The organism is Micromonospora sp. S4605, assembly GCF_003176715.1.
Taxonomy (GTDB): domain Bacteria; phylum Actinomycetota; class Actinomycetes; order Mycobacteriales; family Micromonosporaceae; genus Micromonospora; species Micromonospora echinaurantiaca.
The window spans coordinates 1-15,809 of sequence record NZ_QGSW01000407.1 but is presented as its reverse complement, the minus strand read 5'-3'; the positions used below and the strand labels follow the sequence as shown (position 1 = coordinate 15,809).

16 protein-coding genes and 1 tRNA gene are annotated in these 15,809 nt (G+C 67.3%); 10 read left to right on the top strand and 7 right to left on the bottom strand.

All coding sequences use genetic code 11. From position 1 onward, the window contains the following. Window positions 1-63 precede the first annotated feature (63 nt). Window positions 64-840: a glucose 1-dehydrogenase gene (locus DLJ47_RS32365; protein ID WP_109905773.1), complete on the top strand. Its 777-nt coding sequence runs from the start codon at window positions 64-66 to the stop codon at window positions 838-840. Window positions 841-939: 99 nt separating this feature from the next. Here DLJ47_RS32365 and DLJ47_RS32360 read toward each other — a convergent pair whose 3' ends face one another. Next, window positions 940-1,371, bottom strand: coding sequence for an SsgA family sporulation/cell division regulator (locus DLJ47_RS32360; protein ID WP_007457244.1), 432 nt, complete (start codon window positions 1,369-1,371; stop codon window positions 940-942). 274 nt (window positions 1,372-1,645) lie between these two features. Here DLJ47_RS32360 and DLJ47_RS32355 point away from each other — a divergent pair, with 274 nt between their 5' ends. The 3 genes from DLJ47_RS32355 (at window position 1,646) to DLJ47_RS32345 (ending at window position 3,699) form a co-directional block, all read left to right on the top strand. Continuing rightward, window positions 1,646-2,230, top strand: coding sequence for a TIGR02611 family protein (locus tag DLJ47_RS32355; RefSeq protein ID WP_393349918.1), 585 nt, complete (start codon window positions 1,646-1,648; stop codon window positions 2,228-2,230). Between the two features lie 50 nt (window positions 2,231-2,280). Further along, window positions 2,281-2,352, top strand: a tRNA-Val gene (locus tag DLJ47_RS32350). A gap of 183 nt (window positions 2,353-2,535) precedes the next feature. Then, a complete protein-coding gene (locus tag DLJ47_RS32345; RefSeq protein WP_109905765.1) occupies window positions 2,536-3,699 on the top strand; it encodes a hypothetical protein in 1,164 nt (387 codons plus the stop codon). Window positions 3,700-3,720: 21 nt separating this feature from the next. Here the strand turns inward: DLJ47_RS32345 and DLJ47_RS32340 are convergent, their stop codons facing one another. From DLJ47_RS32340 to DLJ47_RS32325, 5 genes are all read right to left on the bottom strand, one after another. After that, window positions 3,721-4,941: a tyrosine-type recombinase/integrase gene (locus DLJ47_RS32340; RefSeq protein WP_109905763.1), complete on the bottom strand. Its 1,221-nt coding sequence runs from the start codon at window positions 4,939-4,941 to the stop codon at window positions 3,721-3,723. Next, the gene (locus DLJ47_RS32335) at window positions 4,941-5,138 is read right to left on the bottom strand and encodes an excisionase family DNA-binding protein (protein ID WP_107075187.1); all 198 of its coding nucleotides are present in this window, start codon (window positions 5,136-5,138) and stop codon (window positions 4,941-4,943) included. The genes DLJ47_RS32340 and DLJ47_RS32335 overlap by 1 nt, the downstream gene beginning before the upstream one ends. Continuing rightward, window positions 5,135-6,703: a replication initiator gene (locus tag DLJ47_RS32330; protein WP_109905769.1), complete on the bottom strand. Its 1,569-nt coding sequence runs from the start codon at window positions 6,701-6,703 to the stop codon at window positions 5,135-5,137. The genes DLJ47_RS32335 and DLJ47_RS32330 overlap by 4 nt, the downstream gene beginning before the upstream one ends. Before the next feature lie 1,118 nt (window positions 6,704-7,821). Further along, entirely contained in the window at window positions 7,822-10,095 is a 2,274-nt protein-coding gene (locus DLJ47_RS35510; protein ID WP_146228253.1) for a hypothetical protein, read from the bottom strand. Between the two features lie 490 nt (window positions 10,096-10,585). Further along, window positions 10,586-11,005 carry a hypothetical protein gene (locus DLJ47_RS32325; RefSeq protein ID WP_146228252.1) on the bottom strand — a complete coding sequence of 140 codons (420 nt, stop codon included), beginning with the start codon at window positions 11,003-11,005 and terminating at the stop codon, window positions 10,586-10,588. A gap of 461 nt (window positions 11,006-11,466) precedes the next feature. Here DLJ47_RS32325 and DLJ47_RS32320 point away from each other — a divergent pair, with 461 nt between their 5' ends. Beyond that, window positions 11,467-11,943: a GNAT family N-acetyltransferase gene (locus DLJ47_RS32320; protein WP_146228251.1), complete on the top strand. Its 477-nt coding sequence runs from the start codon at window positions 11,467-11,469 to the stop codon at window positions 11,941-11,943. 278 nt (window positions 11,944-12,221) lie between these two features. Beyond that, on the top strand, window positions 12,222-12,872 hold the full coding sequence (locus tag DLJ47_RS32310) for a hypothetical protein (protein WP_146228250.1): 651 nt from the start codon (window positions 12,222-12,224) through the stop codon (window positions 12,870-12,872). Window positions 12,873-12,885: 13 nt separating this feature from the next. Here DLJ47_RS32310 and DLJ47_RS32305 read toward each other — a convergent pair whose 3' ends face one another. Further along, the gene (locus tag DLJ47_RS32305) at window positions 12,886-13,125 is read right to left on the bottom strand and encodes a winged helix-turn-helix domain-containing protein (protein ID WP_109905767.1); all 240 of its coding nucleotides are present in this window, start codon (window positions 13,123-13,125) and stop codon (window positions 12,886-12,888) included. Between the two features lie 420 nt (window positions 13,126-13,545). Between DLJ47_RS32305 and DLJ47_RS32295 the strand changes: the two genes are divergently transcribed. From DLJ47_RS32295 to DLJ47_RS32285, 4 genes are all read left to right on the top strand, one after another. Next, on the top strand, window positions 13,546-13,764 hold the full coding sequence (locus DLJ47_RS32295; protein WP_109905751.1) for a flavin reductase: 219 nt from the start codon (window positions 13,546-13,548) through the stop codon (window positions 13,762-13,764). After that, window positions 13,761-13,934, top strand: a complete 174-nt coding sequence (locus DLJ47_RS36490) for a hypothetical protein (RefSeq protein ID WP_199236089.1) — start codon at window positions 13,761-13,763, stop codon at window positions 13,932-13,934. The genes DLJ47_RS32295 and DLJ47_RS36490 overlap by 4 nt, the downstream gene beginning before the upstream one ends. 294 nt (window positions 13,935-14,228) lie before the next feature. Beyond that, window positions 14,229-14,405 carry an SDR family oxidoreductase gene (locus DLJ47_RS32290; RefSeq protein ID WP_233258143.1) on the top strand — a complete coding sequence of 59 codons (177 nt, stop codon included), beginning with the start codon at window positions 14,229-14,231 and terminating at the stop codon, window positions 14,403-14,405. A gap of 191 nt (window positions 14,406-14,596) precedes the next feature. After that, window positions 14,597-15,697 (top strand): serine hydrolase domain-containing protein, encoded by a 1,101-nt coding sequence (locus DLJ47_RS32285; RefSeq protein ID WP_109905749.1) that lies wholly within the window; start codon window positions 14,597-14,599, stop codon window positions 15,695-15,697. Window positions 15,698-15,809: the final 112 nt, after the last annotated feature.

Genomic DNA, 15,809 nt, shown 5'->3' with positions numbered 1-15,809 from the left:
TGTCCGGGGTGTGGGGGAGGGTTAGGTTACCGATCGGTAGCGGTGACGGGCGATGGGATGGGCATGACGGATCTGTTCTCGGTCGACGGCAAGACGGTCCTGGTCACCGGTGGCTCGCGGGGGATCGGCCTGATGATCGCCCAGGGCTTCGTCCGGGCCGGTGCGCGCGTGATCATCTCGTCCCGCAAGGCCGACGTCTGCGAGCAGGTGGCCAAGGAGCTCTCCGCCGAGGGGCGCTGCGAGGCGATCCCCGCCGACCTGAGCCACGAAGCCGGCGCCGAGGGGCTCGCGGCGGCGGTCCGGGAGCGGGTCGACCGGCTCGACGTGCTGGTCAACAACGCCGGCGCGACCTGGGGCGCGCCGCTGGAGGCGTACCCGGAGAGCGCGTTCGACAAGCTCTGGGCGGTCAACGTGAAGGCCGTCTTCCGGCTCACCACCGCGCTGCTGCCCGCGCTGCGGGCCTCCGCCAGCGCCGACGACCCGGCCCGGGTGATCAACATCGGCTCGATCGACGGCATCCGGGTGCCCTGGATGGAGGTGTACGCGTACTCCGCCACCAAGGCCGCCGTGCACATGCTCACCCGCAGCCTGGCCCACCAGCTGGCCGGCGAGCAGATCACCGTGAACGCGATCGCGCCGGGGCCGTTCGAGAGCAAGATGATGGCGTTCGCGCTGGACGACCCGGAGTCGCGGGCGGCCATCGAGTCGCAGGTGCCGCTGGGCCGCATCGGCCGGCCGGAGGACATGGCGGGCACCGCGATCTACCTGTCGTCGCGGGCGGGGGCATACCTGACCGGCGCGGTGATTCCGGTGGACGGGGGCATCACCACCCACGGCTGAGCCCGCCCGCGGCGGTGGGCTGCCCGCGTACGGCCGGGTAGCCGGAACCGCGCGGACTCGGCAGATCCGCGCGGCCCCGGCTGGCCGGTTGTTCCGGTTTCAGCGACCGGCGAGCAGCCGGTTCACCGCGGTGTCGACGTCCAGGTGCTCGGCCTCGCGGCCGCGCGGGACGACGACGTAGGTCCGCCGCAGGAAGCGCACCAGGACGCTGCGCGGCACCTCGAACAGGGCGTTGCCGTCGGGCGACGACAGCGCCAGCGCGACGAAGTCGCCGCGCGGGGTGGCCCAGGGCCAGACCCGCACGTCGCCGATGCCGGCTGGCTCGTCGAGGCCGGTGACCAGCAGTTCGCGGGCGAAGGACCAGCTCACCGCCTCGCCGCCGGCCGATTCGGCGTGGAACAGGACATGGACCGCATACGGGTCAGCAGGGTCGTAGCGCAGGCTGGCACGCACCGGCAAGGCGGTGGCGTCAGGCGCGACGAGCCTTAGCGACGTCTCGACCTCTACGGTCGTCGGTCGGATGACACTCATGGACGTTCTCCCCCCGGCACCGCTGCGGAACGCGCGTGTCCCGCTTTTTCCCATACTCAGGTGCTACTCCTGGCTACGCTCCGCCATACGCTGACTTCACCCAGTGGTGGGAAGGGGGTCGGAAGAGCCGTCAGAATGTGAAAATTCATGTAGGATTTCCGGTTCTGCCCAGTGCGTGATCCCGCCCGGCATCGGGTGGTTCAGTCGTCGACTTACTCCGGTAACGTCCAGTCGTCGGAAGGGGTGACGGTTCCGCGCGACACTGGGGGTGGAAATGGTCACGAAACGATCCTCAGTGGATCCGATGGCCGCGTCGCGGCCGCCGAACGTCGCGGTCCGAGCAGCCGAACAGCGGGGGTACGGGGTGCCGATGGAACAGCACGACCGGCACGGTCGGCCGGAGGCCGGGCGCGGGGCGTCCGAGCGCACCGGCGGCACCGCCGTGGCCGACCGGCGGCCCCGGCCGCGCTGGCGGGAGCGGGTCAGCATGACGCTGGATCTGATCCGCGCCAACCCCACCGGGCGGGTCGCCCTCAAGATCTTCATCGCCATCGCCGGCGCCCTCGTGGTGACCATCGGCGTCGCCCTCATCCCGCTGCCCGGGCCGGGCTGGCTGCTGGTGATCGCCGGGCTGGGCATCTGGGCCGTGGAGTTCCACTGGGCCCGCCGGCTGCTCGGCTTCACCCGCCGGCACGTCCACGGGTGGACGCAGTGGGTGAAGCGGCAGTCACTCGGCGTACGGTTCGTGCTCGGCTCCGTCGGCCTGGTCTTCGTCGGCACGGTGGTCTGGCTGTCGCTCAAGTACAGCCTCGGCATCGACGTGGTCGCCCGGGCGCTGCACTACCTCGCGACGCACTGACCCCGGATTCGCGGGGACGGCAGCCGATCAGGTACAGTCATCCGCGCTGAGGGCGATTAGCTCAGCGGGAGAGCGCTTCGTTCACACCGAAGAGGTCACTGGTTCGATCCCAGTATCGCCCACGCAGGTAGAAGGCCATTCCCATTCATTGGGGGTGGCCTTTTTGCTGCCCGTACAGCAGCGAAGTACAGCAACGGCCAGCAGGGAGAGTGACGCGCCCAACCGGTCGCAGGCGACGCGGGTAGTTATGGCGGGGCGGGGATCGAGCAGCCCGGCGGCCGGTCCGCGATGCTACTTTGCCGGCCGTGAATGACTACCTGCGCGCCGTCGACTGGGAATCGCTGCAAGGCCCGTACGGACCGGCCTCGGAGGTGCCGACGCTGTTGCAGACACTTCGATCTCAGGACTCGGCGGCGCGAGCCGAGGCGGAAGAACAACTTGAGGACCATCTTCAGGACCAGGGCTTGGTGGAGGAGCCGGCCGCCGCCGCAGCGCCGTATCTGATCGATCTGCTTGCCGACCAAGAGGCACCGGATCGGCTGGTGGCCTACCGCCTCCTGCGGATGATTCTCGATTGCGTCGAGCTGTACGAGTCACCGAGGCCGGCGTCCGACGTTCCAAGTCTCAACGAACTCGCATCGCAGCGCTCGGACTGGTGGTTGTCCAGGTCGCCCGAGTGGCGCAGGCATGGCGGATACCAACGCCCGGTAACCGCTGCCGGCCACGCCGCGGCGTATGAGGCAGTGCAGGCCGGTGTCCCCACGTACCTGCAGGTCCTGCAGGATCCCGACCCGAACCTCCGACTCGGGATGGCGCATCTGCTCGCCGCCTTCCCGCAGGAGTGGGCAACCATCTCACCCGTCCTGGCCCAACGGCTCGCAGTAGAGACGGACCCCGCCGTAGCCGCGAAGATGTGCATCGCGGCCGGACTCGCCGGCCAACCCTCCAACGGCGCCATCCTGGATGCGGTACGCCAATGGCGTGGCAACGCTGACCGACTTCTTCACCGGGCGGCGCTGATCGGACTGGTGCGGCTCCTCCCGGCACCCGACACGGCGCTTCTGGCCGAACTCGCCGACTGCCTGATGGACCCGGTTGAGGATTGGGAGTCACAGGCCGGCGTACTGGTCAATGCCACCGCCTCGGCCCTCGGCGGTCTCACCACGAACTCGGTGCCACAGCTCGCTGGACTGCTGCTGGAGCGGATGCGGGTTCCAGACCCGCACCGTCATGACTTCCTGGCGCTGCGGTTATTGCTCGGCTTGGCCTTTCCCGGCGGTCCGCTTCCGGACGGCGCTGCATTCGATGATCTCTCACCTCTGCAGCAGGAGGTCGTTCGCGTCGTCATTGATGCCGGCCTGCTGAGGCAGGGACCGATGATGCCGCGAGCCATTGGAGAGTGCAATCTCCCCAATAGAGAGGAAGCTCTCGCGGCCTGGTGTGCCGGACAGCCTCGCAGCGCGACCTGACCGTAGCGAACGGTTGCAGCATCACCCGTCGAGGACATCCCCGAGGCGCTTGAGCGCTTCGCGCGTCGCCTTGGACGAGACCTGCGTGTAGATCTCCATCGTCACGGAGAAGCGGGCGTGCCGGAGCACCTGCATGGCGATTCGCGGGTGGACGTCGAGGTCGGCCAGGAGTGTGGCGCAGGTTCGCCTAGCGTCGTGGACGGTGATCGGTGTGACCTTCGCCTTCTCGCATCTCGCCTGCCAGGAGCGTTGGAAGTTGCGCGGTTCGATGGGTGTGCCATAGCGGGTGGTGAATACAAGTCCGGTTTCGTGCCATGCCTTGCCGGCGGCTGCTCGTGCCTCGTCGCGCTGTTCGCATCGCAGCTTGAGCGCCGTCAGGCAGATGTCGGGTAGGGGGAGGGTGGCGTCGGACGCCTGGGTCTTGGTGTCGCGGTGCAGGAGCTGCCCGCGTACGCGTTGGAGTTGGCGCCCGATGGTCAGCTCTCCGGCGTCGAGGTCGACGTCCGCCCACGTGAGCCCGAGCGCTTCCCCCTTGCGCAGGCCGGTGACGAGGACCAGGGCGTAGGCGGCGTAGAGCGGGTCCTCGTCGGCGCGGGCGGACTCCAGGAACCTACGGGCCTCGTCGCTCGACCACGACTTCCCCCGTCGCCGGCGGACGGTGGCGAGGGTGACCGGCACGGCAGGGTTCTTGGCGATCAGGTCTTCGGCCTGTGCGTGGGTGAGGGCGGCCCGCAGCGCGGCCCGGATGTCGCTGACCGTCCGGGTGGATGGGACGGCCTGGCAGCAGCGGCCGACCGCGCAGCAGCGCCGCTTGTGCTTCGGCCGGGCGGCATCCTTGCCCTGGGCGCAGCACTGGCAGGTCCGAGCCACCTGGTTGATCCACGTCTGCACGTCTCTCGACTGGAGCCGGTCGAGCCGCTTGGTCCCGAGGCCCGGGGCGATGTAGCGGCGGACGAACGTCTCGTAGGTGGCGTAGGTCAACGGTGCCCGGTTGGGCTGGATGATCTCGGCCAGCCACCAGGTGAGGAAGCTGCCGACCGTCGGGACGCTGGTCGCCACCGGCCCGGCCTTGGCCTGCTGATGCAGCTTGATCCACTTGTCGTGGACGGCCTCGCGGGTCTTGCCGTAGACGTATTTGCGGGTGCGTTTGCCGTCGGGTTTGGTGACCCAGACGTAGGCGGCGTAGCCGTTGCGGTAGGGGAAGATGGAGCCTTCGCCGTTGGCTCGTGCGCGTGCGGGCATCAGGCGGCCTCCTGGCGTTCGACCTGTTCGCGGATGTAGTCGTCGACCCATTCGGGGAGGATGCGGCGGTACTTGCCGTCCTTGATGGAGCGCAGCTCGCCGGTGGCGATCTTCATCTTGACCTTGGAGATGCCGAAGCCGAGCAGGACGGCGACCTCGGCGGGGGAGTACCAGCGGGGGCGGAGGTCGTGGGTCATGCGGCGGCCTCGGCGAGCCAGGCTTCGTGGGCCAGTTCTTCCCGGCCGATGCGTGTGCTCTCGCGTCGCTGCCGGGCGGCGGTGTTGGCGAGCAGGGCGTCGCCGTCGGTGAGCCAGCCGGAGCCGATGTAGGTGAGGGTGCCGACGGTGATGGTGTCGGCCGGGTCGTCGTCCTCGATGCGGCGGTGGGTGGCACGGTTGTCGCGGAGCTGGCCGAAGGTGACCGAGTAACGGCGGGCCTTGGTGAGAAAGTGGCCGCCGAAGCCGAGCATGTGCGCCCAACGGCGCAGCCCGGCGTAGGCGTTCGGTTTGGTGTCAAGGCTGCCTTGACGGTCGTCGGCGGTTGCGGCGCCGCTGGTCATGGCGTCGTGGATGGGGCGGCCGAGCCGCCAGCAGGCGTCGATGAGGCGGGCGAGGTGGTCGCCTTCGGGGTCGGCGTAGTCGTCGATGGTGGCGGGGGTGAGTCGGGTGAAGGAGTGGCCGGTGGCTTCGGTTGCCTTGGTGGCGTACTTGGCGAGGTAGGCGGCGACCTTGCCGTCGGTCAGCTCGCCGCCAGCGGTGTTGATGCGCCGGACGTCGACCTGCTCGCCCCAAGCGACCACCCAGCCGCGTTGCTGGTCTTCGCGCGGAGGCGTGGTGACGGTGATCTGGCGAGCAGCGGCGTGGACGGCTGCCTCCAAATCGTCGACGGTGATGCCGGCCGGTGGCGGCACGAGGGCGTCCGGGGCGTCGGGGTCGACGCCGTCGAGGCGCAGCAGGACGTGGAAATGAACGGCGGCGCGGCGCTGCATCTCGGCGACCTTGCCGTGGGACACCCGCACGGGCGGTACCCAGCGGACCTTGCCGGAGGCGGTGACGACTCGGACGAGGGGGATGCCGCGTCGGCGGCAGAGCGCGGCGAGGTGGCGTTCGATGGCCTGCTTGGTGCGCCGCCACAACTCGCCTGAGAAGTAGTTCCAGACGACCTGGTGGGCGTGGTCGTAGCAGTCCAGGCACAGCGGCTGCCCGAGCCGCGGATCGTCGGTGTCGTGGCGGGCGTGGCACACCGCGGGCTGCCCGTGCTGGCAGGTGCCGGCGGTGCTGCGGGCACGGCAGGGAGCCGAACGGCAGTCGCAGCGCTGGCGGGTGGCGCAGGTGTGGCGGGGGATGTGCCGGTGGTGGACCGCGCCGAAGGAGGGGGCGGTGAAGGTGGCGAAGACGACCGGGTGGCGGCCGACCGAGGCGGGCACGCCCTTGCCGCCGGTCAGGCCGCAGCGCACCACTCGGTAGGCGTCTCCGGCGTAGACCCAGGCGCAGTCGGGGCACCGGGTTTCGCGGCGGTTGCCGCACGCCTTGTAGAGCGTCTGGTCGGGCAGCTCGTCGGTGTGCTGCTCGCCCAGAATCCGGCCGGTGTCTCGCTCGACAGCGGCGAGGGTGCCGGCAAGGCGGATCGGGCGGGCGCAGCCGCCGGCGGGGCGGGTGTGCTCCAGCCAGCCGGAGAACTCCGGCATGACGGCGCGGTGCAGGACTTGGGCGTCACGGCCGGCGGCGACGCCGGGCCGGTACAGGTCGAGCGGGGTGGACAGGACTTCCTCCTCGGGCAGGTGGCAGGGACGGGAGACGAAGCACCACCAGCCGTGAACGTCTGTCCGATGGTGGTGTTCGTCGTGTCTCCTGGCACCGCCGGGAGGGCGGCTGACGCCGGAGGGCGGATTCGTGGTGATGCCACGTTCCGCCGATGGGTGATGTCCTTTCGCGTTCGCCGATGTCATGGAGTCGGCACGGGTGGGGAGCCTGGGATGTCGGCATCCGGCGGGTTGCCGCAGGCTGTCCCCACCCGTGGGGTGTGCGAATCCGGGCCAACGTGGACGGAGGAAAGGCCGTGCTGGGCCGCTCAGCGGATTCGGAAGACCGGCATGGTGGCCGGTGCGGGCGAGAGCCGGCGGGACGTGGCCCACATCAGCGGCAGGAAGGCCGCTCGGTATCTCCGACGTCGAGTCCAGCCATCCGGCAGGAAGGCCGCGCTGGCGTGCTCGACGAGCGCAAGAGTAGCACCGGGTGCCGACACGTCAACCCGCCGTGACTCGCGAGGCTGTGACGGGACGGCCGGCTGTCGGCGCCGGTGTGGGAGGACTTTCTGTACGTCTATCAAGGCGGCCCGCAACGGGCCGCACGCGCCGCCGCCTGGGCGCGCGTCCGACGCTCCGCTGTCGCTCCACGCCGGCCACGCAACACGCCCGGCGGCTGGCGCGGAGAGCGGAGAGCCCAGGGGCCGCCGCAGACGGTAGCGCCGAGAGTGGTTGAGGTTGCGGGCCGGCAGCCGGCCGCGCCGCGCCCGAGCGACGCGGCGCAGGAGAGGGCACGCTGGATCCGCGCGGCGGGTCGCACCGGTCGCCCGGTTGCGGTCACTGCGCCTCCGGCGGGGGCGCAACGACTCCAGGATGGCAGGGGCTCCGTACGCGCGTCGCGGTCCGTGGGTGGTTGCGCAGGGCCATCCCGCCAGCCGACGACCCGGGCAAGCCGAGCAGACCACCGCCCGGCCCGCCAGCGTCCGTACGTGCGTCAAGGTTCGCTTGACGTGGCGGACCGGGCGGCGGCCCGCTCCCCAGAGGGCGGGTCGACGGCATACGGGATGGAGAGGCATTGGTGATCATGGGGTGCGGCAGCAACTCGAAGCCGAAAGACCCATCACTTCTGGTCGCAATCAGTCACGCGGCCCCGACGAACGGATAATGCGAAGGGCCCGCAGATCATCCCACAGCCATTCTATGGCAATACGCGTCGCTGGTAGCCGTCCAAATATGCTCAACACACCATGACTGCTAGTATGACCGATCCATGCAGCAGTCTCGGATCGATAGGCGTGGACAAGAGAGGCAAATCTTCGATTCTTCTCTTCGAACTCTTCCGCCCTCCGCGTCTGCGTCCCTTCAACAGGCACGAGTTTGACACGACTAGGTTCGCCTGGCGGCAACGGCCACAGCTCATAATCTATCCCAGCAACCTCCATGCCTCCATTCCGGTCGACTTCTACATTCCCCTCCAATGCAATCGGAAGCATCGCCCCCAGTCCGAGTGTTGGCGCAAGCTTCGGCATCCATTTCTCCACCAGCTGCTGGTACCCGTCGAGAGCGGCTTCATATACTCGCTGACTCCTCTCCGCTAAACGATCGAGGCTATAAGAACTCCAAACCCAGCTTCCGCCGCCATCGGTGTCTGGCCCTGGCCACGGGGAACGAAAAACCTGAGACGGATCAGCATCGCGGATAAGGCCCCTCAAGGCTTCTAGTTCCCCCACGGTAACGAATCTACGATCAAGATGGAACTCTTGAATGTTTTCCGTTGTGAGCAACTCAGCGAGAGAATCAATACTCCGACGTGTGAGCTTTGCTGCCATCTCATAATCTTGACGGCGAATGGCGCTCTTGGCAGCGGACGGTGCAAGGCTGTAAATCAGATCCCATTCAGCCTCCACACCAAGCGCCTGCACCCCAGGGTTCCAACGAAGGTGACTGAGGTGACGCTCCACCATTTTCCCAAACCGGTCGAGCGTGAACCGCCACGGCCATGTCGGATGCGAAGCTTCTCTCCAAGCGCCTCGGAAAAACCAGCCCGGCTCGGCAGCTGCAAGAATATCGCGTGACCGCGCAATTTCTGCCTCGCTCGGCTCCGCTGTCCCTGACCAGCCCGCCACATACAGTCCGGACGAGGGTGACGATCGCACAATGATTCGGACCCGCCTGCCTTCGTATCCGTCGAGAACACCACGAACCCTTGCCACCTCGGAGAAGGACGCTGCCCACGTCTTGAATGCGGTCGTCATGCGGGACGACAGTTCGGAGTCGGGCGGCAATGGTGAAGTTGACTCCCCGGCTGGGAGCATAGCCAACCCGTTATCTGCGACGTTTTCCCCGACCAGCCATGCGGCAGCACCGGGAAACGTGGACGCAAGCTGGGCGACCAGAGCTGCCACTTGGCTCCAGCTTCCGATCGTCACCGCCAACGCCCACGCTGGTCGCCACCGCTCCCAGGCGGAAAGCGAGCGAGTATGCTCAATCGCATCTATCTCATTCCGCAACAGCGCGAGAGCTGCAAAATACTGTTCAATTACCGGGGCTGCGAAGCCAATACTTCCAGAGCGAGCAACGACTAGTCGTGTAGATATTAACGATTCTCGGATGGCGATAGACCCCACCTCCGTTTCGGGTATCCACCCACCATGCGTCATCGTTTGTTTCGCAAGATCCCGCAATTTCGCAAAGACGGCCTCATTGGTTGCCGTGTCTCGCCGAAGGACGTCCTCGACCAGTGCGCTGAGAAGACCCGCTGAGGTGGTCGGCCTGGGGTGGCCGGCGCCAAAATACCGGGCCGCTAGAATAGCGAAGAGTGGGCGACGGATCAGGGGACGAAGCTGGCTGGGTAGGCTCCAGATTCGCACCTCATGACCGGCAGCAGCTTCCATTACTGACTCGGCAGCATCCTCGGTTAACTCTGGGAGATGCACTTCATCGCGCCAGCTGATATAGCCCGGCCGCGACAGTAGGACAATCAATGATTCGGGGCTTGAACCATAAAACAGGCGAGCGTCACGCAGAAGGCCGTTTGCGATGTCACGAGGCAGTTCGTCGCAGCCATCGACGATCAGAGTGTACGCGGCGACCGGCAGCCCTTTGGCCGCCTCCAACACCTTGGTTTCAAGCGGTGTGTCGGCCAGAGTTCGCGCGTCTATCAATACAGGCCAGCGCGCAGTTTCGGTACTAAACGCTTCCTGAATATTCCGCCGCATTTTTACGTCAGCGTATGTGGACTTGCCAATCCCCAATGCGCCCGTAATGAGCACGACTCCGCGGTGTGGAACCTCTGGAGGCTCCGGAGATGTCATCGCAATCTCTAGGAGACGGTCTACTGCCTCTTCTGTTATCTGCAATGCTTGCCATCGTTCACGAAGTCGTATCTGAACCTGCTTGTCGAGATCCATCAAGACTTCTAAACGATTCGGAAGCGCGGCCGCCGCCTGTTCCTTCTCCTCCGACGGCTCTAGGACTGGAATGAGGACTTGGGCTGCCCCCTGGATAATGAGCGCAAAGACTAAGCCCACGACAGCACTGGTGCCTACCGGCGCTGATGTTGCAATGTTTGTCCACACAGCCGCTGACGCTGACGCCGCGACGGTGACGAGGGCAGCAGCTATTTGCCATTGACGTCGAGACACGTGATCGCCTATCGGTTGTACAGCAACTGTCGGACGCTACCAGCAGACCTGCCGATTCGTTAGGGCCGCCGGCGTCCAGTCAACTCCGCCCGAAGGTATGCCACCTTGGACAAGACCAGCGCCGCCAGCTTGACGGTGCAGGCCATCGGGCAAGCTTGAGCGGTGGATGTGGAGACGGCAGCTCACGTGGCCGTGCTGGTTGCCTGGGGGGTAAGGAGTCCGAGGCCGTCCCGTGACGAGAGGATCGGGATATGGGTCAGCTTGAGGACTCCAGCTTCAACGCGACCTGTAGCCGGTCGGCTATTTCACTGCTCCCACGACCAGGCGGGCAGGCAGCCAGGTACCGCTGCAACACCGCAACTTCGGCGGCGTAGTTCTTCCGGCGTCGAATAACGATCGCAGCACGCTTGGTCCAACCGGGCGGTGGCTCAACGCCCTTGATCTTCGCGGCACGCTCCGCAGCGTCGATGATCTCCAACAGCAGCGGCAGAGCTTCGTCGTCGCGGCCTTGGCTGCGCAGGTCGTCGAGGACCGGCCCCCACTCCACATAGTGACGACCACGGACGAAGCCGGCCTGCTCAGCGGCTTCACGGGCACGGCGGCCCTGCTCCACACTGGCAAGCAAGGCGTCAGACTCTGCCCGATTGGACTGCGAGCGCCGATTGAGAAATCCCATGCCGGGAGACAGTACCGAGCGTGGGGGCGGGCGGTACAGCTTGAAGAGCAAAGCTCGCAGACGAAAGCACGAATGACTGAGCTGAGCTGCTTCAACGTCTGGCACCCCGGGCTGGGTGACCAACTGGGTGACGACCGGGGCGGCCGACGCCGGACGCCCACGGACGATTGTGGACTGTTCCGGCAGCTCACTCCGGCTGCTCGCCCAGTTCATCGGCGGGTGATCATTCTTTCACACCGAAGAGGTCACTGGTTCGATCCCAATATCGCCCACCATTGAACGTGATCATGCAGCCGACCTGCGCGTTGCGGTTCGCATGGTAGTCGTAGCGGTCGAATTGTATAGAGGCAAGACTATATTGCCTGGTATCGGCGGCGGCGACGCAACTGTCCTGACCCGCGGCCGCCGAGCGTCGCTTCGTGTGTTGAACTGGGAGGGTGGATACCCTTCGCATCGAGTTCTTGGAGGAAGCCGATCGCCCGGCGATGTGTCGGATGCTCGAGGAGTCGGGCGATGTAGCGCTCGACGTGCTGTTGCGCCACAGGCGTCCGAGCAGCCTCTATACGACGTTCGTGGCAGTGCGTGGTGACGCGATCGAGGGGATGCTGACCGGATCGTTTGATTCCAACGTCGCTGAGAGCGGGGCGTTCGAGTCGTACGAGTTGCCAGTCGCACCGCACGCCTTCCTTGATCGGATTCACGTGCACTCGGCGGTGCGGCACGCGGGTGTCGGCAGTGCCTTGATCTCGGCGTACGCAGCAGAAGCGGCCGAGCGTGGCTGCACCTTCGTCGCGGGCACGATTGACGTTTCATCGGATCCGACGGCGAGGATCATGTTCTTCAAGCAGTGCGGCTTCCGCGTCGTCGGCCAGGAGAACTTCGGTGCTCGGCCGGCCGATCTTCTCGGTGGGACGCCTGGACGCAGGCGTCCTGTCTAGGACCGCCTAGTCCTGAGACAGGCGACTCCGACGGCGGCCTCCGCGGTGACGGCCGCGACGATCTGCCGCACGATGTCCTGGCCGCCGCTGTTGGTGCGGCTGCCGATGGAGTGGCAGCGCGCCGATGCCGGTGACTGCGATAGCAGGGCTGGGAGTCGTTTGAGCCGGTGGGCCTGCTCGACGGCGACGTGCGAGACCCCCGGCTCGGTGGGCATGCGCAGTGCTGCAGGCACCCGACCGATGCTGCAGCCCGTGGACGACGCAATATGCTGCTGCCGGTGGACGACGATGGCGACCTCACACGTTGGGTAACGGCGTGGGCTCAGCGCTACCCCGCTCAGTACGACAAGGTGCTGGCTCCGCTTCACGGAGCGGCAGCTCTCGATCGCTCCGCATTGCTCATGGTCATCGACTGGAAGTTCGGCAACATGGCCCATCGCCGGGCACGAGCTCGGGCAGGTCTCGCCCAGGAACGGGACCAAGCCATCCTGGACATCACCGCTGCCGCCCGCGCGTGCGTTGACGACGGAGCAGCGATGAGCGTGATACAAGCGATCAGCCGGGTCGGCCCCGCCCTCGGCAGCGCACTCCTGATGACGATGGACCCGCTCCGATGGACTGTGCTCGACGGGCGTGCTGTTAAGTCCATCAGGGCCATCGGCCACAACGACGTGCCGCCGGGGTCCCAGGACCGGTCGACTTGGCTGCCTTACTTGTTCGCCTGCCGCGCCGTCAGCGACCGAACCGGCAAGTCCCTCCGCGACGTTGACCGAGCGCTGTATCAAGCCAACGGCGACCCCGACCTCCCACGGGACGAAACGGCGTCGGCTACGGGCCGCGACCAGCTGCCCGAGGTCACGGACGTGGACGAACCTCGCCGGACACAGCGCGCAGAGCTTACAAACGAGGGGTCGAGGCCGGGCCGGTGACTATAGGAAGGGTCTACTCAGCGACGAAGACGCCCACGCCTGGCAGGGTCTCGGTCATCCCCTTGATCCGTAGCACCTGCATGGCTCGGTCGATCACGGGCTCGGTAACGCTGTAATGCTCGATTAACTCGCGTCGGCTGGGCAGCTTGGAGCCCGGTGGAAACTCGCCGGACGCGATGCGTTCGGCCAGGTCGTCGGCGATCTGCTCGTAGCGGTAACGCGGTGGCACGGTGTTCCCCTCGGTTGGCAACACGAAGTAGACCACCTACATCAGCCCTTGACTACCCAACGGTACCTATGGGAGGTTGCCGAGGAGGTCGATTCCCCCCGGTTGGCGCTGTGGGCCGTCCTCGCCGGCGTGGATGTCCGGCGCATCCCCCGCGATCGGGCATCCACGCCTCCGGACACCTGCGGCACGAGGAGGCGGCAATGCGCCCTTCCAGTTCCCCACCTCGGCGGTTCGCGGCCCTGGCCGCTGTGGCGGGCCGATGAAGCGGGTGTCGTACGACGAGTACGTCCTGGCGGTAGCGCTCACCCTCGCCCGTCGCCATCGGCCCGTGTGGTCCTGGCGGCACTGGCGATGCATCTGCCGCTGCGGCGCGACCCTGCCGTGCCGAAGCCGCCACCGCATCCCTATCAACCGCGGCCAGTGGCCCAGCCAGGACGGCCCGCGATGACGACTCACCACCCGATCAAGCCGGCCTGGACATGCGGCGGCTGCGCAGGGGAGTGGCCCTGCCCGACCCGGCGGCGGGAGCTGCGAGCCGAGTACGACCGCGCGCCGGTCTCGCTGGCCCTCTATCTGGCCGCTCAGCTCGTTGACGCCGCCCAGGACCTGACCCACGTCCCCGCCGGCCACCTGCACCACCGCTTCCTCGGCTGGACCCGATGAGCATCCTGCGACCCGGCGACGAGAAGTTCCACTACAGCGACGGCTCCCACAAGTGGATCCCACCGGACCCGGACTACGACCAGGAGGTCTGGAACGAACAGGTCCGCCAGCACAAGCAAGGCCACCTGAGGAACGAGCGCCCGAAGGTGCGTATCCAGCGCCTCGCCTGATGCCAGCAGTACAGCAGCGAAGTACAGCAACCGTGCCAGTCGAACCGAGCCGAGAAGCGCGCCAGCAGCCCGTTTGACCTCGCATCGAGCCCGATCCGACCCGCTCGCCGAGAGTTCACACCGAAGAGGTCACTGGTTCGATCCCAGTATCGCCCACCGTAAATATTCGCAGGCAGCGAGCCCGTCACCGGAATCACCGGTAACGGGCTTTCGCGTTGTTGCCCCTTAAATTGGGAGCAGATTGGGAGCAGTAGCAACCGGCTCGCGATCCCCGTTACCCAGGAGCGGCCCGGCGTGCCGGTCGGGCGGCCGGGCGACGCGCGGGAGGTGGCCGCCGTGGCGGCGCTGCTCGCCTCGCCCGCCGCCGCGTACGTCACCGGCGCGTCCTGGCCGGTCGACGGCGGCATGTTGATGATGGGGCCGCAGGCCAACGCACTGACCTCGCACGACTGGCGGTCGGTCCAGGGATGACGTGACAGCCCCCCCCCCCGGCGGACGGGCCACCCCTGGACGGCACCGTCCGCGCCGGGCCGGGCGGGCACGGTCGCCGCCTCCCCGCGGCGGGTCGTCGCACATCCCCCGATGGCCGTCGGCGGGACCGTCCAATCTCGAATGCTTTAGTAGGGTCTCCCCGGCTAGATCAATTGGATCGGGAGACTTCGTTGCGGACAGTCAGCAGGAGAACGTTCGGAAAGCTCGTCGGCGCGGCCGGCGCCGCTGGTGCCGCCGGTGCCGGTGCCGGCACACTGCTCGCCACGCCGGCGTACGCGGCGGACGGGTGGGTCGCCACCGGCACCGCGGTGGTGGCGCTGAGCAGCTTCGACGACGCCATGAAGTCGTTCATGCAGGCGCGCGGGGTCAGCGCCGGGCAGCTCGCGGTGGCGTACAACGGCCGGCTGGTGCTGGCCCGGGGCTACGGCAACAACTCGGCGGAGACGATCCAGCCGACGTCGCTGTTCCGCATCGCGAGCCTCAGCAAGTCGCTCACCGCGGCGGCGGTGCTCCGGCTGGTGCAGGACGGCCTGATCGGCCTCGACGATCCGGTGACCTCGGTGCTGGACTTCATCCCGCCGACCGGCCAGTCCGTCGACCCGAGGCTGCCGCAGGTGACGCTGCGGCGGCTGCTGCAGCACCTCGGCGGCTGGGACCGGGACCTCGCCTTCGACCCCCTGCACGGCCGCGACCACGTCATCGCGCAGGCGCTGGGCGTGCCGCTGGAGCTGCGCAAGGAGGACGTCCTGCGCTACATGTCCGGCCAGCCGCTGCAACACGATCCCGGCAGCACGGTGGCGTACAGCAACTACGGCTACTTCCTCGCCGGCCGGGTCGTCGAGAAGGTCACCGGCATGTCCTACGAGGCGTACGTCAAGCAGAAGCTCCTCGCGCCGCTGGGCATTACCCGGATGACGCACGGGAAGGCCCTGACGCGGCTCACCGGCGAGGTCAGCTACCGGTCGCAGTACACCGGGCGCACCGTCCTGGACGACTCGGGCGCCATCGTGCCGGCCCCGTACGGCACCTTCAGCATGAGCCTGCGCGACGCCAACGGCGGGTGGGTCGCCTCGGCGGTCGACATGGTCCGCTGGGCCACCATGCTCGACGGCGCCGGTGGCGTGCTCGACGGCGCCTCGCTGGCGAAGGTCACCGCGGTGCCGTCGACCGGCGTGAACGGCAACGGCTGGTACTACGGCCTCGGCTGGGCCGTGCGCCCCTTCGCCACCAGCGGCGGGACCAAGTACAACATCTGGTGGGCTTCCCCCTGAGATGTGGACACCCTGAGACTGGATGTTGGTCCAGAGGAAGGGGTGTCCCCGTTGGGGCGTCCATCGAAGTACACGGAAGAGTTCCGGCGTGACGCGGTTGACCTGGTCCGTT